This window comes from Prosthecobacter sp. GW821-HT29F12 (genome assembly GCF_058803405.1).
Window position 1 is genome coordinate 4,660,025 of sequence record NZ_CM179517.1, and the last position, 20,733, is coordinate 4,680,757.

Sequence of the window (20,733 nt, forward strand, 5' to 3'; positions counted from 1 at the left end):
CGAAAACGACCTCCAAGTAAGTCTTTGTAAGGAGAAGCCGCTTTATTTAGGGTCTTTTTTATTCATTATGAATATTCAGCGCCACTGTTTTAGGGCGCTGAATATTCAAGAATTTGCGGGCCTGACTGCTTACTTCGGCTGATGCATGCCGATGCAATGGAAAGCGCCACCTTCGGTGACGAGATCCTTGGCCATCATGGAGATGATTTCGCGGCCGGGGAAGCATTCGGAGATCTTGTCTTCGGCGGCGGCGTCCTTCTTCTTGTGACCGAAGAGGGGGACGAGCACGGCGTTGTTCATGATCATGAAGTTCGCGTAGCTGGCGGGGAGACGGCTGAGGCGCCAGTCCTTCATTTCGATGGCCTGGGGCATTTCGATTTCGATGATCTCGAGCTTGCCGCCATCGGGGGCTTTGACGTCGTCGAGACGCTCGCGGATGTCCTTGAGCACACGGTGGTTCGGGTCGGAGTCACGGGGCTCGACCATGCAGATGACAGCGTCTTCACGGATGAAGCGCACGATGTCGTCGATGTGGCCGTCGGTGTCGTCGCCTTCGATGCCTTTCTTGAACCAGACGATGTCTTTGACACCGAGCATGGCCTTGAGTTCTTTTTCAACTTCGGCCTTGTTGCCGGGCTTGCCGCCATGGCGGTTGGGATTAAGGAGGACGGCCTCGGTGGTGAGGAGGGTGCCTTTGCCGTTGGTTTCGATGGCTCCGCCTTCGAGGATCATCTTGGAGGTGAAACGCTCCATCTTGAGAGCGGCGGCCGCTTTCTCAGGGATGGCGTTGTCGAGGTCCCATGGCGGGAACTTGCCGCCCCAGGCGTTGAATTCCCAGTCGGTGATGGCGACCTTGCCGGTTTCGTTGTGCTTGATGAAGATCGGGCCATGGTCACGGCACCAGACGTCGTTGGTGGCGTTCTCGTAGAGATCCACCTGGCTGAGATCGCCTTCGTTGTCGGCGATGCTGAGGCGGATGTTCATGTGGCTGAGCATCGGGGCATTGATGCGCACGCGCTCATAGCGGGAGATGACGCTGGCGATCTCGCCGAACTTGTCCTGCAGCTTGTGGTAGGTCTTGGGGCAGCTTTCCTTGTTGGAGGGCCAGGAGAGCCAGATTGCCTCCTGCGGCTCGAATTCGGCGGGCAGACGGTAGTTTTGGGGATAGGAGGCGTTACTCATCGATGTAGCGTTTGGTCAGGGGAGCGTAGGTGTCAATGCGGCGATCACGGAAAAAAGGCCAGATGCGGCGGAAATCTTCCACCGCAGAAAGGTCACACGGCACGATCAAAATCTCTTCATCGCTCACGGAGGCCTTTGCAACGATTTCTCCATAAGGATTTGCAACAAAGCTCTGGCCCCAGAATTCGCTCTGCTGCTCGGTGCCGACGCGGTTCACAGCAGCGAGGTAGCAGCCGTTGGCCACGGCATGGCCGCGCTGGACGGTCTCCCAGGCGCAGTGCTGGGCCTTGCCGAGTTCGGCCTTTTCACTGGGCAGCCAGCCGATGGCGGTGGGGTAGAAGAGGATCTCTGCGCCCATGAGGGCGGTGAGGCGTGCAGCTTCCGGGTACCACTGGTCCCAGCAGATGAGGACGCCGATGCGGCCGAATTTGGTGTCCCAGACGCGGTAGCCGAGGTCTCCGGGGGTGAAATAAAACTTCTCTTCGAAGCCGGGGTCCTGGGGGATGTGCATCTTGCGGTACTTGCCCATCACGGTGCCGTCGGCGTCGATGACGGCGGCGGTGTTGTGGTAAAGGCCGGGACCGCGTTTTTCGAAGAGGGGGACGATGATGACAACGCCGAGTTCCTTGGCGAGGGGGGCGAGTCTGTCTGTGGTGGGGCCGGGGACGGCTTCGGCGAGATTGAAGAGTTCCGTGTCCTGCGTGATGCAGAAGTAGGGAGTATTGAAGAGTTCCTGCAGGCAGATGATCTGCGCGCCACGGGCTGCGGCATCACGAATGAGACGTTCATGCTGCTGCACGCTTTCTTCCTTGCTTGAAAATGCCCGGCTTTGCACCAGGCCGAGAGTCACCTTTGCCATAAGAGGGTGACGGTTCACCGCCTGCCGGGGAATGCAAGAAAAGATGGGGGTCGAGAGTGGCGCGCGAGGGGCTTCATGCCACGCGAGCGGCATGCCTTTGATGGCGGCATGGACGGCGAACCTTTTTTGGAGCCTGCCATGTTGCAGACCCGAAATTTGGGACCCGCAGCAGCGGTTCCCTACCAGCGCCGGGGGCGTGCGTGTGTGCAAGACGCTTGCCTTGCGCTGAGGGACGGGCGGGCTATCGCCATACCCATCCTACGCCCCCCCAGGGCCCGGCAGCGTGGGCTGCCGGGCTGCCGGGCTGCCGGGCTGGTGGGCTGGTGGGCTGGTGGGCTGGTGGGATTCAAGAGGTGATTATTCGCGATCCACGGAGAATTTGCCGGCTCCTGTGAAGAGAAGGGTGACGTAGGCGATGAGGTAGACCATGGCGAGTTCGCCGCTGTGCTCTCCCACCAGCGCTGACTTGTGCACGAAGAAGAAGGCGGAGCCCATGGTGGCGGCCAGCACCAGGGCTGCGAGACGGGTGAACAGACCGGCGATCAGCAAGGTGGAGCAAACCACCTCCGCGAAGATGGCCAGGTCGAGATTCACGTTGGCGGGGAGTCCGAACAAGGCGGGGAATTTTTCCACGGTGGCGGAGAAGTTCAGCAGCTTGCCGCGACCATGGAGAAGCAGCATGGAAAAACCGAGGGCGACGCGCAGGATGAGCAGGCCGTAATCGGGAGACTTGGGCAGGAAGGACAGTTTCAGGAGCTTGAGCATGAGTGTGTTGGGTTCGAGTTAATCGGGGATTTATCCGAGCATGATCATGCCTTAACTGCGTAGCAAGCCTAAAATTTAACCTGTGAATGCAGGAAATGGAGGGGCGGCGCGGAGCGTGAGGCTCCTGCGTTTGCAGTGGCCAATCTTCCGGAACGGGCTGAAGCCCGAACTACGAGCTCAGAGGTCGGCCGATGAACGTCATCGCGGAGGCGTTGCGGCGGGTTGTGTCACCGCTACGCGGTTCCGCGAATGGTGTCTTCTTATGATGCCGTGTACCGTGGGCTGGCGCCCACGGCTACCGTTGTGTCAGCGCTACGCGCTTTATGAGGAAGAAGACGCGAGAGATGCATTTTCCATCGACGCGGCTTTGGAGGGATGGTTTGCCAGCATGGGCGTGAGAGGCGAAGGCTTGAGGAAAGGGGGAGCGGCTTGGGCGGCAGGTGGAGCTGGGACGATGGATTCTAGGGACGCGCACAACGTGTCCCTAACCAGCTATTGGGCTGCGGGCCGACTTTTTCTGCGTGGATGGCAAAGAGCCGCTGGGGCGTCGTGAGATGAAAGATGTGCCGCTCTGATGGTGGTGAAAGGCGCTGGTAGGGCGATGCCCAAGACGATCTTGGGGGGGAACCCTTGCCAAGCGAAGATAGACGAAGTCAAAGGTCAGGGTGAGGGGTCGTCCTATGCTGAGGAAGGGGCTGCGTCGTCCCCTCACCCCGGCCCTCTCCCCGAAGCAAAATTCTATTGCCGTCGTATGATAGGGGCGGGGAGAGGGAGAGCCGCTTGGGCTGCCCTGGATTCGCAGAAGGCGTACATGCCGAAGGCTGGCGCAGGTAGTCGCCTACGGGGTACACTCTGTCAGGCTTCCTGCATGTGCGACTGCCCAGAACCGCACACGGAGTGTGCGGACCACTTTGCTGACGCCTTTGATGTGCGCCTCTGCATATGAACCTGGATGGGTTCACGTGCACTAGAGGCTGAAATGGGAACTTTGAGGTCAGCCGAGTGCGGACATCATCTCCTTGAGCTTGGCGAGCTTCTCCTGCCAGTCGGTTTTGCGCTGCTGGTGCTCGTCGAGCACTTTTTGCGGGACCTTGGAGGTGAATTTTTCGTCGGCGAGCTTGGCGGTGACTTTTTCCAGTTCGGACTCGGCTTTGGCGACTTCCTTGCCAATGCGGGCGCGCTCGGCTTCGACGTCGATGAGGCCATCGAGGGGGAGGAAGAGAGTGCCGAGCGGGGTGAGGGCGCTGGGGGTGCCTTGCGTTGGGGAGAAGGAGGCGTCAACATCGAGCGGCTCGGCATTGAGGAGGATGCGGAGGACTTCGATCTCGTGGGCGGGGAGTTCTGCGTTCGGCTTGAGGACGAAGCGGACGCGCTTGTTGATGTTGAAGGTGCTCTTGAGGCCGCGGCCGAGATTGACGGCTTCGTATTTGTCGTTGGCGGCTTTTTCGTCTTCGGGAAGGATGCCGAAGTAGGCGAGCTCATCGGCATCGAGCGGCTTGGGCCATTTGGCGAACATGATGCTGTTGCCGCCCTGGTCTGCGGGCAGATCGGTGTTGAAGGCCATGCCGTGCCAGAGCTCTTCGGTGATGAAGGGCATGAAGGGATGGAAGAGGCGCAGGGTGTTGCTGAGGACGAAGTCGATGACGGCGAGGGTGTTGGCCTTGCGCTTGTCGTCGGTGCCTTGCAGCACGGCTTTGGAGGCCTCGATGTACCAGTCGCAGTACTCGCTCCAGAAGAAGCGGTAAAGGGTGGCGGTGGCGTCGCTGAAGCGGTAGTCTTCGAGGGCGGCGGTGACTTCGGCGATGGCGGTGTTGAGGCGGAGGAGGATCCACTTGTCGTCGCTGCTGAGGAGAGCGGCGCTGATCTCTGTTTCGGTTTCGCCACCCTGCATCTGGCGGAATCGTGCGGCGTTCCAGAGCTTGGTGCAGAAGTTGCGGCCGAGCTCGACGTTCTTTTCGTCGAAGCAGATGTCCTGGCCCAATGGTGCACTGCGCATGATGCCGAAGCGCAGGGCGTCGGCGCTGAAGCTGGCGATGAGTTCCAGAGGGTCGGGGGAATTGCCGAGGGACTTCGACATTTTGCGACCTTGTTTGTCGCGGATGATGCCGGTGAAATAGACGTTCTTGAAGGGCAGCTCGCCCATCCACTCGAAGCCGGCCATGATCATGCGGGCGACCCAGAAGAAGATGATGTCAGGGCCGGTGACGAGGTCGGTGGTGGGGTAGAAGGCTTTGAGCGTGGCGGTTTTTTCGGGCCAGCCCATGGTGGCGAAGGGCCAGAGCCAGGAGGAGAACCAGGTGTCGAGGACGTCGGGGTCTTGCTCCCAGTTTTCGAGATCGGAAGGTGGCTCGGTGCCGCAGTGAACGGTGCCGTCGGACAGGGCGGATCGGTCGGATCCTTTTTTGTACCAGACGGGAATGCGATGGCCCCACCAGACCTGGCGGCTGATGCACCAGTCTTGGAGGCCAGTCATCCAGTGGTCGTAGGTTTTGGCCCAGCGCTCGGGGTGGAATTTCATTTCGCCGTTGGCGACGACTTCCTGTGATTCTTTGACGCTGGGGTATTTGAGGAACCACTGTTCACTGAGGCGTGACTCGATGGGCACGTCGGCGCGCTCGGAAAAGCCGAGATTGTTTTGATAGGGCTCTTCTTTGACGAGGCTGCCGATTTCGGTGAGGAGCTCGGCGGCGCGTTTGCGGGCGGCGAAGCGCTCCATGCCGGCGAGGTCTTTGCCGGCGAGGTCATTGAGCACGCCGTTCGGGTGCATGACGTCGATGACGGGCAGGCTGTGGCGCTGGCCGATTTCGAAGTCGGCTTTGTCGTGCGCGGGGGTGACCTTGAGGACGCCGGTGCCGAAGGTGAAATCGACGTGCTCATCCGCGATGATGGGGAGGAGTTCCTGATTTTCGACGGGGAGCGGGCGGCGGACGTGCTTGCCGATGAGGTGGGTGTAGCGCTCGTCCTTGGGATTCACGGCGATGGCGGTGTCGCCAGGGATGACTTCGGGGCGGGTGGTGGCGATGGTGAGCCAGGTGCCGGGTGCTTCGACCACTTCGACTTTGAAGTGATACATGATGGCGTTCTGGGGCTTCATGACGACCTCTTCATCGCTAAGGGCGGTGAGGGAGGAGGGGCACCAGTTGACCATGCGTTTGCCGCGGTAGATGAGGCCTTTTTTGTAGAGGTCCACGAACACGCGCATGACACAGGCGTTGTAGTCGTCGTCAAAGGTGAAGCGCTCGCGGGACCAGTCGCAGGAGGCGCCGAGCTTTTTGAGCTGCTCGATGATGATGCCGCCGTGCTTTTCCTTCCACTCCCAGATTTTGGCGACAAGGGCTTCGCGGCCGAGGTCATCGCGGTGCTTGATGACGCCCTGCTTTTTGAGAGTCTTTTCGACGACGTTCTGGGTGGCGATGCCGGCGTGGTCGGTGCCGGGGAGCCAGAGGACTTCTTTCCCGAGCATGCGGGCGCGGCGGGCGAGGATGTCCTGGATGGTGTTGTTCAGGACGTGGCCGAGCGTGAGGATGCCCGTGACGTTTGGCGGGGGGATGACGATGGAGTAGGCCGGGCGGGCCGCGCTCACACGAGCGGGGTCGGCTTCAAAGCATTTGTCGTCCAGCCAGCGCTGATACCAGCGGGCTTCGACTTCCGCGGGCGTGTAGGTCTTGTCGAGTTCGGGCATAAAGGGCGGCCAAGATGGGGGAAAGCGGCCGCTTTGCAAATGGGGAGGCGTTTCTTACCTGACACAGGGAGGGCTGACTGCCGGGGGGGCGGTCATCAATGCCTCTTGTCTTCCCTCACGCTGCCGCACAGCATGAGGTCTGAAAGGCCTAGGATTCGAGAAGTGAGTTTGGGGAGGGGCGAACGATCTCCCGCACCCCTTCAGGGTGCGACCTTCGCTGAAGAGGGGTTAAACGGCATGACCCAGGGCTTGCTGCGCTGCGCCCTGGGCTGAGTCCAGCGGCCCTTCAGGCCCGCGAGCACATCCTCCTACGGGGGATCAGCGCATGGGCATGGAGAGGGGGCCCATGGGGGGCATTTCGGGGCGGGGATCGCGGAGGGTGTCGGGGACGGTGTGGGTGCGGCGGGCTTCTTCCTCCATTTCACGCTCGGTTTTGGGGGGTGATTTGTCGGTCAGAACGCTGCAGGCGGGCAGCAGAGCCGCCGTGAGGAGAATGAGGGTGGTGGTGGTGTGTTTCATAAAATGGATCACTTGGGGAGCCGGGCGTTCAGATCTTCGACGTACTTGCGGTCCTCATCGCTCAGTCGTTCGAGAGGAACTTCGACGGGTTTTTGGTTCACCAGCAGGCGGATTTTGCCCTCGCGGATGAGGGTGGGCTTTTCGGGCATCTTGGGTGGTGGCGCTTTGCCTGCGGCTTCACGGGCGGCGGCGGGAGTGGCGGCTTCAAATTCGATCACGGCATCCTCAAAAATGATGATGGCGCCGAGCAGGGATTTCCCATCGGTGCTCTTCCACTGGCGGGGCTCGCCGAGGCGAAAGTAGGAGGTGAGCCTGGTCTTGGTGGGGGGCGCGGGCTTGGTGGTGGCGTTGACACTGACGCCGCTGGTGCCGCCGCTGCCATTGATGGTGCGGGTCTCAAACTTCTTGCCGGTGGACGGCAGGACCACCTGCGCGCTGAGCGGCGCTGCCATCGCAAAGAGGATGAGCCAGGCTTTCATGGCCGGAGGCTAGCATGAGCCTACGGTGGGGTGCAATGCTGATTATGCGTCGAGCAGGGTGTAGTCGATGGCCTTGAGGCGGGGCTGCTTGGGGCCCATGCGGGGGACGCAGGCGAGGAGGGCTTTTGTGTATGCGTGCTGCGGATTGCGCAGGACTTCATCGACGGGGCCGGTTTCGACGATCTCGCCACGGAACATGACGGCGACGCGGTCCACGACGCTGCGGATGATGCCGAGATTGTGGGTGATGAGGATGATGGACATGTCGAGATCCCGGCGGAGCTGGGCGAGGAGGTCCATGATCTGCTTTTGAATGGTGACGTCGAGCGCGGTGGTGGGCTCGTCGGCGATGAGGAGCTTGGGCTGGGTGCAGAGGGCCATGGCGATCATGACGCGCTGCTGCATGCCGCCGCTGAGCTCGTGCGGGTAGGCGTGGAGACGTTTGCGGGAATCGACGATGCCGACTTTGTCGAGCCACTTGACGATTTCGTCATCGCGTCCGGCTTTGGGGACATCGGGGCGATGGAGGGCGAGGGCCTCGCCGATCTGGGTGCGGATGGTGAGGACGGGATTGAGGGAGGTGGTGGGCTCCTGGAAGATGTAGGCGATCTCCTTGCCACGGATGGCGCGCAGCTCGCGCTCGTTCATCTCGAGAATTTCGTGGCCGTTCAATGTCATCTGCCGTGCGGAGATGCTGGCGGGCGGCTCAGGGAGGAGGCGGGCGAAGGAGAGAGCGGTGGCGCTTTTGCCGCTGCCGCTTTCACCGACGAGGGCGATGGATTCGCCGCGCTTGAGCTCGAGGCTGATGCCTTTGACGGCTTTCACGGGCGCGGCGTCATGGCGGCTGAACTCGATCTGCAAATCGCGGATGCAGAGCAGCGGGGCATCTTTGGGAGGAGTGGCTTCGGCGGACATGGGCTCAGGAGAGTCGAGGTTGTACGATGCGGCTGACTTGGATCAAACACAAGGCGGCAAGAGCGATGCAGGCGCCGGACTGGAGCAGCGCGGTGGGATCTGCCAGCGTCTGCATGGCCGATTGCGCCGAGGCGATGGCGAGCGGACGGTAGATTTTGGCGAGAGGCGCGCTCAAGGCATCGATCAGCCGGGGGAGCAGGGCGCAGGCGGCGGCCATGCCCAGCAGGGTGTGTGCAAGCACGGTGCAGAGCCAGGCGGTGAGCATGCGAAAGAGGATGAACGCGATGTGATTGCGCCAGATCATGGAGTCCGTAGCGCCGCAGACGCGGGCGGCATCGATGGGCAGCTCTGACTCGATGCGGTTCCAGGCCTGATGCCAGCCTGCGCAGCCGGACAGGAGCACGGCCATCCAGAGAATGATCCATGCGATGAAGGAGGAAGGAAGAAGCGCGAGCAGGCCGAGCGCCCAGAGGAGCCATGGCTGCCACGCGAGCGTGGCCACGAAGGCGTCGGCGGATTTTAGCCTGCCCGGAAGCGGGCGCAGACACGCGCATAAGAGGGCCAGCATGACTCCGATGCTGGCGAATCCCAGAGCGATGCCGGGGGCATCAGCGGCACGGAGGCTTTGGGCCATCCCATCTCCCCAGCCCATGAAGTGAAGGGCGTCCTCGATGATGATGAGATAAACCGGGGCGATGAGGCACAAGGACTGCAGGCGCACCCGCAGCAGGGGCCGCAACTGGCTGAGATGATGAAGCCACAGTCGCGATGCTGTGGGGACTCCGCGAGCGCGCAGTGAGAAATCGAGATCCAACACGGCGCTGCCATTCATGATGACTGCGTGAATCATTTCACCACACAGGGGCAGCGCCAGGATCAGCGACGGGGCGAGAAATTCCCAGAGGGCATGGGCGAGCAGCATCTGCCGGGAGTCCTGCCCGCCTGGGAACTGTGCAGGCATCAGCGATTCGACCGGCCAGCCCAGACGGCCGATCCAGCCGCTGATGAAGCCCCAGACCAGTACGACCACGGGGACACAGGCGAGAGCACGGCCCAGCAGCGCGGTGAAACGCTCCATGCGCGGGCCCATCTGGCGGGCGCGCAGCCCGACGAAGACTCCGATGCACAGCGCCAGCAGCAGCGCGATGGCGAGCACGATGAGGCTGGAGCCGCAGCGCGCCCAGAAGTCCGCAGAGGGTGCCACCGGGAAGTGGCGCATGCAGAGCAGCACCAGCCCTGCGGCGATCATGCCGCCGAGGAGCAGGCGCAATGGCAGCCACCGGGGCGGCAATGAGAATGGCTGCAGACTCATCATTCCGGAAGACGCATTTGGAGTTTGCTGATGGGATCTGCCGGCGTTTTGGGCCGCTGGACCTCCGGCTCTTCATCACGGGAGCGCAGCTGGAGCTTGAGTGCCGGAGCGGGCTGCGTGTGCTTCGGTGGGAGCATGAGACTTTGCAGCGTCCAGTTGGAGACAGGGCCGCCCGTGGAAGCCTGCGCATGAAGGCCCGGCATGGCGGCAGCTTCGTCATGGGTGGTGAACAAGGTGAGCAAGGGATGAAGAGGAAGCAGCTTTGACTCAAGCTCCCGCACGCGTTTTGGCACCTGATCGGGATCGAATTCAGCGGAGAGAGCTTCGAGGAGGAGATCGATCTGCGGATCTGCAATGCCGCAGAAATTGCTGCCTCCGGTTTTGGCCTGTGAGGAATGCCACCAGGGGAGCTGGTCCCAGGAAACTTCGAAACGCTGGTCCAGCAGCACGGCGTCAAAGCGGTGCTCGTGCAGACGCTGCGAGAGAGATTGGGCTTCAGGGGCGTGCTCGATCTTCACTTCGGCTCCGAGCTGCCGCCACTGGGCCACGAGCAGGTCTGCGGTACGCGTGTGCAGAGTGTCGCCAGCCGGAACGAGCAGGGTGAATCGAAACGGATGCTCAGCATTGCGCGCCACACCCTTGTCATCACGCTTCCAACCTGCCTCGGCGAGGATGTGACGTGCCTGCTCCAACTGAAACGGCGGGCTCTTTGCGCGGGTGCTGAACCACAGGCCGGGAGCGAACAGGCTGGCATCCACGTGGCCAAGCCGCCCTGGCAGGGTGCGGATGAGTTCATCCGTGTCCGTGGCCAGGGCCAGCGCCTCACGGCAGCGCTGGTGCTGCAAAACTTCGTGGCGGGTGTTCCAAAGCACGACCAGGCGCTGCCGGGGCGGGGTGAAACGCAGCCGTTCCAGCTGGGTGCGATCAGCCGCGGGCCATACCAGATCCACGGTATGAGTGCGCATGCCAATCTGCGTCACCAACGGTGAAGCGGAGAAGTTGAACAAGAATCCCGGCACCGATTTGTCCTCCTGCACTGGCTTGAGCAGAAGCGAGCGGGGGTCCCGCAGAGCGATGCGGTGGGTGCCCGCCCCTGGCGGTGCATGCTGCGCGAAATCAGACTCCTGAGCTGCGGGATGAGCACGCAGCCACTCAGCGGGCAAGATGGGCAGATTTACAAAAACGCAGAGAGCGGTGCCCTGACGGCGGCGGAATGACACATGCAGGCGGGAACCGTTGTTCTGTGACTCGAGGGTCTGGATGTTGCTGAGGGCTTCACGATTGGGCAGCGACCAGTCGTTGGCGCGGAGGAATTCGAGCGTGGCTTTGGCATCTTCTGCCGTCGCGGGTTTGCCATCATGCCAGAGCTGGCCGGGGCGGATGTCGAGGTCGAGCACGGGCTCGCTCAAGGCACCAACTTCAGCGAGCGGATTGATGGAGGCGGGTTCTTTTTCACTGGCGTCGAGGAAACGATGCAGGTCTTCGAGCAGCCGGTGCGAATCCCCCGCCACGACGATCTCACAGGCGTTTGCCCCATCGAACCAGACGCGCTGGATCAGGCCTGCCTGCGAGGAGCCTGCCATGAAGCGGTCCCAAGACTTGCGCAGCGGGGTGCGGCGCTCGATGCGCCAGAACACGACGGGCTTGAGATCCAGGCCGGCGACGACTTCAAATGCCTGACGGACGCCAGCGGCGTTGGGCTCCGAGAAACTCAGCAGGAGCCGGTTTTGCAGGACGCGGGCCGAGCTGAGATGCCACTCGGGCCAGCGGTTTTTTTCACCGATCTGGGCTTGGAGCAGCTCCTGTGCGCGCTTGGCGGTGGCTTCATCCGCAAACCAGCAGGTCACGTCCTGCGTCCAGCGCCAGAACTCCGCCAGCCCGGGCTGCAAGGTGCCGTCTGGGCCCAGCCGGATGAGGGGTTCATGCACGAGATCGGTGATCTCCCGCTCAATCTCCGTGGCGGGGAGAAAAGGATTCAGAGCCGGCTCATTCTGCGAGAGCATGACGACCACACCGCCGGCACGATCCGTGCGGCTGAGTCTGGACTCATGCACCGCCCACGCAGCCACCGCTGCAATGAGCAACGGAAAACCAATGATGAACGTGCGGGCCAAAATCATGCGCAGTGCAAACTAGAGCGTGCGCCCCGGGACGGCAAGACATCGCTAGATGCCGCTCATGATGCCGTCATCCGTGACCTGGATGCGCTCGGCGGCGGGGATCTTTGGCAGCGCGGGCATGCGCATCATGGTTCCGGTAAGGGCGACGAGGAATCCGGCGCCGTTGGCGATTTCGAAATCGCGCACGGTGATGGTGAAGCCGCGCGGGCGTCCGCGCTTTTTCGCGTCGTCGGAGAGGGAGTCCTGGGTTTTGGCCATGCAGAGCGGCAGTTTGTCGAAGCCGCTGCGGGCAAAGAGCGCCAGCTTGGCCCGCGCTTCATCGGTGAGCAGCACGCCATCGGCGCCGTAGATCTTGGTGGCGATGGCGGTGAGCTTGGTTTCGACACTGTCGTCTGGCTGGTAGAGGAAGGGCAGCTGCGGGACTTCCGGCGTCAGAGCTGCGAGCACTTTTTCGGCGAGCTCGACCGCGCCTGCGCCCCCTTCCCCGAAGACATTGGCCGTGGCGCTGGGAACGCCGCGAGACCGGCAGAATTCATGAACCAAGGCGAGTTCTTCCGGGGAATCGTTGGTGAATTGGTTGACCGCGACGATGACGGGGCGCTGAAACTGCGCGGCGCTGTCGAGGTGTGCGGCGAGATTTTCCAGTCCGCGGCTCAGGGCGGCGGTGTCGGTCTGCGTGAGCTGGTCCAGGGCGGCTCCGCCGTGCATCTTGAGCGCACGCACGGTGGCGACGATGACAATGGCGCCAGGTGCGAGACCGCTCTGGCGGCACTTGATGTGCATGAATTTTTCCCCGCCGAGATCGAAGGCGAATCCGGCCTCGGTGACGGCGAAGTCGGCATGGGCGAGGGCCATGCGGGTGGCGAGCACGGAGTTGCAGCCGTGGGCGATGTTGGCAAAGGGGCCGCCATGGAGGAAGGCGGGCACGCCTTCGACGCTCTGCACCAGATTGGGCGGCAGCGCCTCGCGCAGCAGGGCCATCATGGCGCCGGTGACGCGGAATTCCTTGGCATAGACGGGATCGCCCTCGGCGGTGAAGCCGACGACGATGCGTTCGAGACGATGGCGCAGATCCGGCAGCGACTCGGCGAGGCACATGATGGCCATGATTTCGGAGGCGGCGGTGATGTCGAAACCGGTGACGCGTTCGGTGGGTTTGCCCACGGCGGTGCGCACGATGCGCAGGGCACGGTCGTTCATGTCCATGACACGTTTCCAGAGGACACGGTCGGGCGAGAGCCGCGTTTCGCCGAGGAAGAGCTGATTGTCGATGACGGCGGAGAGCAGGTTGTGCGCGCAGGTGATGGCGTGGAAGTCTCCGGTGAAGTGCAGATTGATGGAATGGGCGGGCAGCACGGTGCTTTTGCCGCCGCCGGTGGCACCGCCTTTGCGGCCGAACACCGGACCCATCGAAGGCTGGCGCAGCGCCAAGGCCACGCTTTGCCCGATCTTTTTCAAACCCTGCGAGAGGCCGATGGAGACCGTTGTTTTGCCCTCGCCCGCCGGTGTGGGTGTGATGGCGGAGACGAGGATCAGCCTGCCGCGCTGCGGTTTATTGTGCAGGGCCTTGAGACTGACCTTGGCCATGTGTCGGCCGTGCAGAATGAGATGCTCTGGCGCAATGCCAAGATCAGCGGCGATGGGGGAGATGTCCGGATGCATGCGGGATGGAAGCGCGCAGAATGGCAAGGGCTGCTGTGAAGCAAAGGGTTTTCCAACGCCAAAATGCAGACGGGTCCTTTCGACCGATGAGCGGGGTGAAGACGGAGGCGGCCAAGCCGTCGGCTTGAGGAGTGCTTGTCATTTTCACACACACCGTTGTAGTCTCCGCCCATGACCACCTCACGCCGCTCTTTTCTCAAACACGCCAGCCTTGCTCCGTTCAGCCTGTGGATACCGCAGGCTTTCGCCGAGGAGAAAACGCTCCAGCTCGCACGCAGCGTGCCGGAGGAGCAGGGTGTCGCGGCCAAGGGCATTCTTGATTTCATTGATGCCATCGAGCGGGAGAAGTTTGAACTGCACAGCTTCATGATGCTGCGGCATGGCAAGGTGATCGCGGAAGGGTGGTGGAAGCCGTATGGGCCGGAATTCGTGCACACGATGTACTCGATGAGCAAGAGCTTCACCTCCACGGCGGTGGGCTTTGCGGTGGCTGAAGGGAAGCTGAGTGTGGAGGACAAGGTGGTGTCGTTTTTTGCCGATGACCTGCCAGCGACGATCAGCGAGAACCTAGCGGCGATGCGGGTGAAGGATCTGCTGACGATGTCCACCGGCAATGAGAAGGAGCCGACGGGCGTGGTGGTCAAAGAGGAGAACTGGGCGCGGACCTTTCTGGCGCAGAACTTCGCGCACAAGCCGGGGACGCAGTTCATGTACAATAGTGCGGCGACGTACATGTGCTCGGCCATCGTGCAGCGGGTCACGCACCAGACGGTGCTCGACTACCTCACGCCGCGCTTGTTTGCGCCGCTGGGCATCATAGGAATGAAATGGGAGACGTGTCCGCATGGCATCAACACGGGCGGCTGGGGGCTGAGCATTCAGACGGAGGGGCTGGCGAAGTTTGGCCAGTTTCTGCTGCAAAAGGGTCAGTGGAACGGCAAGCAACTGCTGCCTGCGGCGTGGATTGAAGAGGCCACACGTTTCCATATTCAGCAGCCGGGCGGGGACAAGAAGGACCGGCCGAAGGCGCAGAACGACTGGCTGCAGGGCTATGGCTACCAGTTCTGGCGCTGCCAGGGCACGGCCTTCCGTGGCGATGGAGCGTTTGGCCAGTTCACGATTGTGCTGCCGGAGCAGGATGCGGTGATCGTGATGACGAGTGAGAACAAAAACATGCAGGGCCAGCTGGATCTGGTGTGGAAGCACCTGCTGCCTGCGATCAATGCCAAGGAGCCGAAGGCTGGTGATTTGAGCAAGCTCAAGACGCTGGCACTGGCGCCGCAGCAGGGCAGCAAGACTTCACCGGCGGCGATCGGCAAGAAATTCAAACTCGAAGGCAACGCGCTTGGCCTCAACACCGCAGCTTTCAGTTTTGGTGACGGGGCCTGCACCTTCTCCGCCGACGATCAGACGATCACGTGCGGGATTGAGTCCTGGCAGCGTGGCGAAGCGGCCTTCCCGGGGACGCCGCCGCGTCTGATTTCTGGCGGGATGCCGAAGAAGCCCGTGCCTTCCAAGATTGCCGCGAGCGCGGCGTGGACGGATGACAAAACGCTGGTCATGCGGTGGCGCTACTATGAGACACCGCATAGTGATACTGTGAAGTGTGAGTTCGACGGGGATAGTGTGACGATCAGCTTCCTCAGCAGCATCACGGCGATGAATCCGAAGGCAAAGGATGCAAGGGCGCCGCTGAAGGGACGTGTCGTTGCGTGATCCGAATGGCACTTAGTTAATGGTGTTGATTGTGAGTTTTGGAGCTGGCGGCGCGCTATTCGCGAGGCGGAGCTTATGGAAGACGCTGCTGGTGGCCGTGGTGTGTGGCGAAAGCGCTGGATTTGCTTCCTGATGCGTGTTGCCATACCCAGGGTCGCCTCGCCTCGGCTCGGCTGACCCTGGGCTGACTCCGCAGCCCCTTTGGGGCTGGTGCGGGCAAGGTGGCGGGGTGGTGAAAGAGAGTGTCCAGTATCCCGGACAGACGACACTTCGCCTTATAGCGGTTCGCAAAACACATTTCCGTTTAGCGGGCTGTTTCTTGATCGAGGATCATGAGCTTCGACGGCGGCTGGCTGAGGACAGCCAGCCCCACCTGCGCTGGGCATGCGAACGCCCGGCGCGAGGTTGGGCGGCTTGTCCTCAAGCCGCCGTCGAGCGTCTCCACGCTCGCTTTCTGGAAATCAGTTTTTGGAAAACGCCATAACTGAGTGCCATTCTTGCGTGACCCCTTATTACGGCACGTTCAGACGACGGAACTCGATGCCTTTGATCCAAGATTCGCCGTTGGGAGAATAGTTAAATCCGCTGAGAACACGCTGGGGGAAAATCAAGAGTGGTGGTCATCTTCCCGTGAAGAAAAATCCAAAACAAGACGGAGCAGCTTTTTCACATCCGTGCAAAGAAGCAGGGGCGATGAACCTTCACATGACAATCGCCCCATTCGCGTCGAGGAGAGACTCACTTTAATGCAACGATTTACCTGTGAGTGCGGCAATGTGCTTTTCTTCGGCAGCTCACGCTGTTTGAAGTGCAGCAGCGATGTGGGTTATGATCCGCAACGGGGTGCGATGCAACGTGTGCGGCCCGACAGCGCGATGAAGCGCTGCCAGAACGGCGTGAAGCACAATGTCTGCAACTGGCTGCTGCCGGCCAGCGCCACGGCGGTGCTCTGTGTGGCCTGCCGCATGAACCGTACGATCCCCGATCTGAGCGCGGACAGGAACCGCATGCTGTGGGCGCGGATGGAGATGGCGAAGCGGCGGCTGATCTACACTTTACTGCGCCTGGGGATCGGCCTGCCTTCGAAGAAGGACGATCCCAAGAACGGGCTGGCTTTTGACATCGTGAGCACGCTGTCCAATCCTGCGGTGACCACGGGGCATCTCAATGGGGTGATCACGGTGAACCTGGAAGAAGCGGATGACACGTACCGTCAGTTCAACCGGCAGCAGCTGGGCGAAAGCAGCCGCACCTTGCTGGGACACTTCCGTCATGAAAGTGCGCACTACCTGTGGCAGCGAAATTTGTCTGAGCTGGCGTGGGATGACCCGCTGAGGCTGGCGTTTCGTGAACGCTTCGGGGATGAGTGGATCGATTACGCAGCAGCACTGAGCACTTATTATCAAAACGGTGCTCCCGGGGACTGGGGGCAGAACTACATCACCGCCTATGCCTCCTCACATCCGTGGGAAGACTGGGCGGAGACCTGGGCGCATTATTTGCAAATCATCGACGGGCTTGAGACCTGTGAGAGCCTGGGCATCCAGGTACAGTTCATCGCGCTGCCACTGGTGATCCTGCCGGCGGAATCGGGAGCACTTCCAGCCATGCTGCCTGCCACGCCTGCCGAGGATGGTGAATTTCTGGCGTGGCTGCAGCGCTGGATGTGCCTTTCCTCGGTGCTCAACGAGATCTCATTCAGCCTTGGCGAGCCGGCGCTGTATCCCTTTGTCATTTCGGTGAAGGCAGCGCAGAAGCTGCGGCTGGCGCATCATTATGCCCAGGCATGGGGTCTGGGAGGCAGGAAGACGGGCGGGGCCTGAGGAAGTCGGCATGATTAGAAGCATGTCTGGGATTGGCGGGCAATCTCCCGCGCCCCTCCAGGGCGCGAACTTCGGTAGAAAGGATCCATCGTGCATGACCCAGGGCTTGCTCCGCTGCGCCCTGGGCTGAGTCCGTCGGCCCTTCAGGCCGCATTAACACCCCAGACTGAGCGTGTCAGTCTATTGATCAAGCTTCAAGAGAGGTGCTCGTTAAGAACCTGATGCAGGGCTGTCAGAATGGTCTGGGCCGTGAAAGGCTTGGGCAGGAAGTGCTTCACCCCCATGGCAGCGGACCGAGCTGAACTGCCATCGTTGGCGAGTCCGCTGGCTGCGATGATTTTGACATTGGGATTGAGCCTTTGAAGAACCTGGATGGTGGCCTGCCCTCCCATGACGGGCATCATCATGTCCGTCACGACGACGGCGATGTCTGAGCGATGAATCGAATAGAGCGCGACCGCCTCAGTACCGTCTGCGGCGACCAGGACGCGGTAGCCGTAGGTCTCCAGTGTCTGCTGGGTGATGGTACGCACAGCGGCTTCATCATCCACGATGAGGATCAGTTCGTCGTTTCCACGAGGGTGCGTGTCTTCCTGGATTCCCGTGGCCGCACCTTCCGGGGCATCCATGGCAGGAAAACAGATGCTGAAGGTGGTGCCGTTGCCGGGCTCGCTGTAGACGTTGAGAAAGCCGCCGTGGCTTTTGACGATGGAGAGCACGGTAGAGAGCCCTAGCCCGGTGCCTTTGCCATGCTCCTTGGTGGTGAAGAAGGGATCGAATATCTTGTCCACCACTTCCGGGGGGATGCCGGTGCCGGTGTCCGTCACCTTGACCCTGAGGTAGCGCCCCGGGATGGCGCCTGGAGACATGCCGGCGTAGTTGTCATCGAGCTGCAGAGTGGTGGCGGTGACGGTGAGGGTGCCGCCGTTGGGCATGGCATCGCGGGCGTTGACGCAGAGGTTCAGCAGCACCTGATGCACCTGGGTGTGATCGCCGGAGAACAAGGGCAGCTCCTTGTCCAGCTCCGCACGAAAGACGATCTGCTTCGGGAAGGTGTCCTGAACGAGATGCTGCATGTCCTGGATGATATGGCGGATATTGATGACCATGCGCTCTCCCTCCACGCCGCGGGCAAAGGAAAGGATCTGCTTCACCATGTCCGCACCGCGTTTGGCGCTGGTCTCAATGGTGGAAAGCACTGATTTAGCGCGCTCATCGCGGCTGGTCATGCGCAGCAGCTCGATGGACATCAGGATCGGAGCGAGGACGTTGTTGAGATCGTGGGCGATGCCGCCGGCGAGCGTGCCGATGCTTTCCATGCGCTGGGCGCGGAAGAACTGCTGCTCGAGCTTTTTCTTCTCCGTGATGTCACAGTTGATGGCCAGAACGGCCTGCGGACGACCCGCCTCATCACGCACCAGCGTCCAGCGTGCTTCGACTAAAAGCAAACCGCCTGCCTTGGTGATCTGCTGAATCTCACCGTTCCATTCGCCATGACTGAGCACGGCAGCGATGGCCTGTTCATAGGCGGCCTGATCGCGGTAGAGGAGTTCGCCGGTCTGACGGCCTCTGACCTCTTCAGCCGTCCAGCCGTAGAGCAACTCGGCGCTTTTGTTCCAGTAGGTGATGCCATGTTCGAGATGGCGCACCAGGATGGCGTCACGAGCCTTGTCCAGCAGCGATGCCTGCTCACGCAGCTGATCTCTGGAGCGTTTGCGCTCGGTGATGTCCTGCGCCACACCGACCACGCGGTACACCTCCCCTGCGCCATTGCTCAAGGGAAAGGCGCGGTCGCGTATCCAACGCAGCGCCCCATCGGGACGGATGACGCGGTATTCCTCATCGTAGGTGCCAGCCGCCTGCTGGGTGGTGGCCGCCTGCAGTACGCGCTTCCTGTCGTCCGGATGAATGGCCTCCAGCCAGTTGTGCGGATTGCTTTGCAGGCTGGCGCAGGAACGGCCCCAAATGCGCTCATAGGCCGGGCTGATGTAAAGCATCTGCTGCTTCGTCGTGTCCGTGATCCAGAAAACTTCCTGGATGGTTTCGGCGATCTGGCGGAAGCGCTCCTCGCTCTCGCGCAGCGCATCTTCGGCCAGCTTGCGCTCGGTGACATTTTCATGCGCCACGACGACGCGCACCGGGCCTTCGCCGCCGAACTGGGTGACGCGCACAACAAACCAGCGCTGCTCCCTGGCACTGTGGCAGGGGTATTCGAGGTGGAACTCCGCCTGCCTCCCGGCCATGACGGCACGGATGCCGGAGGCCACCTGGGCGGCTTCTTCGGAGAATCTGCCGGAAGAACCATCGCACAGATGAAGGTAATTGTCTCCGACGCCACGGTGCGCCCCCCTGAAGTCGTTTTCGCTGGCAAACCGGTTCCAGGCCTCATTGACTTCGATGATGGTACCATGCTCGTCCAGGATGGCGATATGGGAGGTCAGGGCATTGAGCGTGGACTGGAGGAAACGTTTGGATTCCAGGAGTGCGGTGGCGTTTTTCTTGCGCGCGGTGATGTCATGGAAGGCCCAGATTCTGCCGTAGTACTGGCCCTCTTTGCCGACCACCGGGGATGAGTAGCGGTCCAGCACAGTGCCGTCTGTGAGCTCCACCTCATCACGGCCGATCTCCTCAGGATGAGTGAAGAGATGATGCACACGTGCGGCAAAGGCCTCGGGGTTGACTGTCCTCGCGGTGACCCACTGCAGCTGGCCGCTGTCATCTTTGTCGTCCGCAAATTGCCGGGGGATTTGGAAAATATCGACCATGCGCTGGTTTTGCAGGAGCTTCCGGCCCTGCTGGTCCACCACGAGGATGCCATCAATGGAGGCGCAGACCTGGGCTTCGAGAAACGCGGTTTTCCAACGAAGCTCCTCCTCCGCTTGTTTGCGTTCGGTGATGTCCCGGCAGGTGCCGAGTGCGCGGCGCCCCCTGCCCTGGTCATCATGGAAAACCTGCCATTGTTCCTCAACGAACTTGATCCGGCCGTCGGGCATGAGGAGGCGGTGCTCGAGCGAGTTCACGGACTGCTGATTGAGCGACTCATTGAAAGCCTGATCCAGCCTTTCGCGGTCGTCAGGATGGACGAGCTCCAAAAAGTTCTGGTGAGTCGGCTGAAACTGACCGGGCGTGACTTCAAAGATGCGATAGGTTTCGGCAGACCAGGTCACGGCGAGCGTGGAGAGATCGGTGTCCCAGCTGCCCATTTTGGCCACGGTCTGCGCCGCAGTGAGATGGGCTCGTTCGATTTCCAATTCCGCCGTCAGTTTCCGCAGTTCCTGCTCACTTTGCTTCAGCGCCTCGGCAGCCTTAGAGCGTTCTCTGCGCAAACGCCATTGCTCCAAGGCCTGCCTGACTGAGATTTCGAGCCTGACAAGGCGGTCTTTGAGCAGATAATCGGTGGCTCCGAGCCGCATCATCTCCACCGCCACATCCTCACCGATGGTGCCGGAGATGATGATGAAGGGAATGTCATAGCCGCTTTGCTTCAGCAGTTCCAAGGCGCGCGGCCCGTTGAAGGTCGGCATTTCGTAATCTGAGAGGATGATGTCCAGATCAGGCATCAGCCGGTCCAGAAAGTCCGCCTCCGTTTCAACGCGGGTCCAGTCCGGATCGAAGCCGGCCTGGCGCAAGGCGCGGAGCACCAGCTCGGAGTCGTTGGGATTGTCCTCTGCGAGGAGAACACGTAATGGCTGGTTCATG

At 61.5% G+C, this 20,733-nt stretch carries 13 protein-coding genes; 2 read left to right on the forward strand and 11 right to left on the reverse strand.

The window, feature by feature from the left end:
- Positions 1-129: 129 nt before the first annotated feature.
- The 10 genes from AC3RLQ_RS19170 to AC3RLQ_RS19215 all read right to left on the reverse strand — a co-directional run bounded on the left by AC3RLQ_RS19170 (position 130) and on the right by AC3RLQ_RS19215 (position 13,495).
- Positions 130-1,182: an agmatine deiminase family protein gene (locus AC3RLQ_RS19170; protein ID WP_422319688.1), complete on the reverse strand. Its 1,053-nt coding sequence runs from the start codon at positions 1,180-1,182 to the stop codon at positions 130-132.
- Positions 1,175-2,041, reverse strand: a complete 867-nt coding sequence (locus AC3RLQ_RS19175) for a carbon-nitrogen hydrolase (protein WP_493030253.1) — start codon at positions 2,039-2,041, stop codon at positions 1,175-1,177. The genes AC3RLQ_RS19170 and AC3RLQ_RS19175 overlap by 8 nt, the downstream gene beginning before the upstream one ends.
- A 357-nt stretch (positions 2,042-2,398) precedes the next feature.
- Positions 2,399-2,806: a DoxX family protein gene (locus AC3RLQ_RS19180; protein WP_493030254.1), complete on the reverse strand. Its 408-nt coding sequence runs from the start codon at positions 2,804-2,806 to the stop codon at positions 2,399-2,401.
- 994 nt (positions 2,807-3,800) lie between these two features.
- Entirely contained in the window at positions 3,801-6,488 is a 2,688-nt protein-coding gene (locus AC3RLQ_RS19185; protein WP_493030255.1) for a valine--tRNA ligase, read from the reverse strand.
- Between the two features lie 318 nt (positions 6,489-6,806).
- Positions 6,807-7,007, reverse strand: a complete 201-nt coding sequence (locus tag AC3RLQ_RS19190) for a hypothetical protein (RefSeq protein WP_461524952.1) — start codon at positions 7,005-7,007, stop codon at positions 6,807-6,809.
- An 8-nt stretch (positions 7,008-7,015) separates the two neighbouring features.
- Positions 7,016-7,486 (reverse strand): hypothetical protein, encoded by a 471-nt coding sequence (locus AC3RLQ_RS19195; protein WP_493030256.1) that lies wholly within the window; start codon positions 7,484-7,486, stop codon positions 7,016-7,018.
- Between the two features lie 42 nt (positions 7,487-7,528).
- Entirely contained in the window at positions 7,529-8,401 is an 873-nt protein-coding gene (locus AC3RLQ_RS19200; protein WP_493030257.1) for an ABC transporter ATP-binding protein, read from the reverse strand.
- Between the two features lie 4 nt (positions 8,402-8,405).
- A complete protein-coding gene (locus AC3RLQ_RS19205) occupies positions 8,406-9,671 on the reverse strand; it encodes a hypothetical protein (protein WP_493030258.1) in 1,266 nt (421 codons plus the stop codon).
- Positions 9,672-9,712: 41 nt separating this feature from the next.
- On the reverse strand, positions 9,713-11,833 hold the full coding sequence (locus tag AC3RLQ_RS19210; RefSeq protein WP_493030259.1) for an ABC transporter substrate-binding protein: 2,121 nt from the start codon (positions 11,831-11,833) through the stop codon (positions 9,713-9,715).
- Between the two features lie 45 nt (positions 11,834-11,878).
- On the reverse strand, positions 11,879-13,495 hold the full coding sequence (locus AC3RLQ_RS19215; protein WP_493030260.1) for a formate--tetrahydrofolate ligase: 1,617 nt from the start codon (positions 13,493-13,495) through the stop codon (positions 11,879-11,881).
- 171 nt (positions 13,496-13,666) lie between these two features.
- Between AC3RLQ_RS19215 and AC3RLQ_RS19220 the strand changes: the two genes are divergently transcribed.
- Together AC3RLQ_RS19220 and AC3RLQ_RS19225 are read left to right on the forward strand one after the other, a co-directional pair.
- The gene (locus AC3RLQ_RS19220) at positions 13,667-15,211 is read left to right on the forward strand and encodes a serine hydrolase domain-containing protein (RefSeq protein ID WP_493030261.1); all 1,545 of its coding nucleotides are present in this window, start codon (positions 13,667-13,669) and stop codon (positions 15,209-15,211) included.
- A gap of 746 nt (positions 15,212-15,957) precedes the next feature.
- The gene (locus AC3RLQ_RS19225; RefSeq protein ID WP_493030262.1) at positions 15,958-17,034 is read left to right on the forward strand and encodes a zinc-binding metallopeptidase family protein; all 1,077 of its coding nucleotides are present in this window, start codon (positions 15,958-15,960) and stop codon (positions 17,032-17,034) included.
- Between the two features lie 194 nt (positions 17,035-17,228).
- Here AC3RLQ_RS19225 and AC3RLQ_RS19230 read toward each other — a convergent pair whose 3' ends face one another.
- The gene (locus AC3RLQ_RS19230; RefSeq protein WP_493030263.1) at positions 17,229-20,732 is read right to left on the reverse strand and encodes a PAS domain-containing hybrid sensor histidine kinase/response regulator; all 3,504 of its coding nucleotides are present in this window, start codon (positions 20,730-20,732) and stop codon (positions 17,229-17,231) included.
- Position 20,733 lies beyond the last annotated feature (1 nt).

Excerpts from the sequence above, each read along its gene's own strand:
- AC3RLQ_RS19200 (WP_493030257.1), bottom strand. The coding sequence starts at position 8,401 with ATGTCCGCCGAAGCCACTCCTCCCAAAGATGCCCCGCTGCTCTGCATC.
- AC3RLQ_RS19185 (WP_493030255.1), bottom strand. The coding sequence starts at position 6,488 with ATGCCCGAACTCGACAAGACCTACACGCCCGCGGAAGTCGAAGCCCGC.
- AC3RLQ_RS19220 (WP_493030261.1), top strand. The coding sequence starts at position 13,667 with ATGACCACCTCACGCCGCTCTTTTCTCAAACACGCCAGCCTTGCTCCG.
- AC3RLQ_RS19170 (WP_422319688.1), bottom strand. The coding sequence starts at position 1,182 with ATGAGTAACGCCTCCTATCCCCAAAACTACCGTCTGCCCGCCGAATTC.
- AC3RLQ_RS19215 (WP_493030260.1), bottom strand. The coding sequence starts at position 13,495 with ATGCATCCGGACATCTCCCCCATCGCCGCTGATCTTGGCATTGCGCCA.
- AC3RLQ_RS19230 (WP_493030263.1), bottom strand. The coding sequence starts at position 20,732 with ATGAACCAGCCATTACGTGTTCTCCTCGCAGAGGACAATCCCAACGAC.
- AC3RLQ_RS19180 (WP_493030254.1), bottom strand. The coding sequence starts at position 2,806 with ATGCTCAAGCTCCTGAAACTGTCCTTCCTGCCCAAGTCTCCCGATTAC.
- AC3RLQ_RS19225 (WP_493030262.1), top strand. The coding sequence starts at position 15,958 with ATGCAACGATTTACCTGTGAGTGCGGCAATGTGCTTTTCTTCGGCAGC.
- AC3RLQ_RS19175 (WP_493030253.1), bottom strand. The coding sequence starts at position 2,041 with ATGGCAAAGGTGACTCTCGGCCTGGTGCAAAGCCGGGCATTTTCAAGC.
- AC3RLQ_RS19190 (WP_461524952.1), bottom strand. The coding sequence starts at position 7,007 with ATGAAACACACCACCACCACCCTCATTCTCCTCACGGCGGCTCTGCTG.
- AC3RLQ_RS19195 (WP_493030256.1), bottom strand. The coding sequence starts at position 7,486 with ATGAAAGCCTGGCTCATCCTCTTTGCGATGGCAGCGCCGCTCAGCGCG.
- AC3RLQ_RS19210 (WP_493030259.1), bottom strand. The coding sequence starts at position 11,833 with ATGATTTTGGCCCGCACGTTCATCATTGGTTTTCCGTTGCTCATTGCA.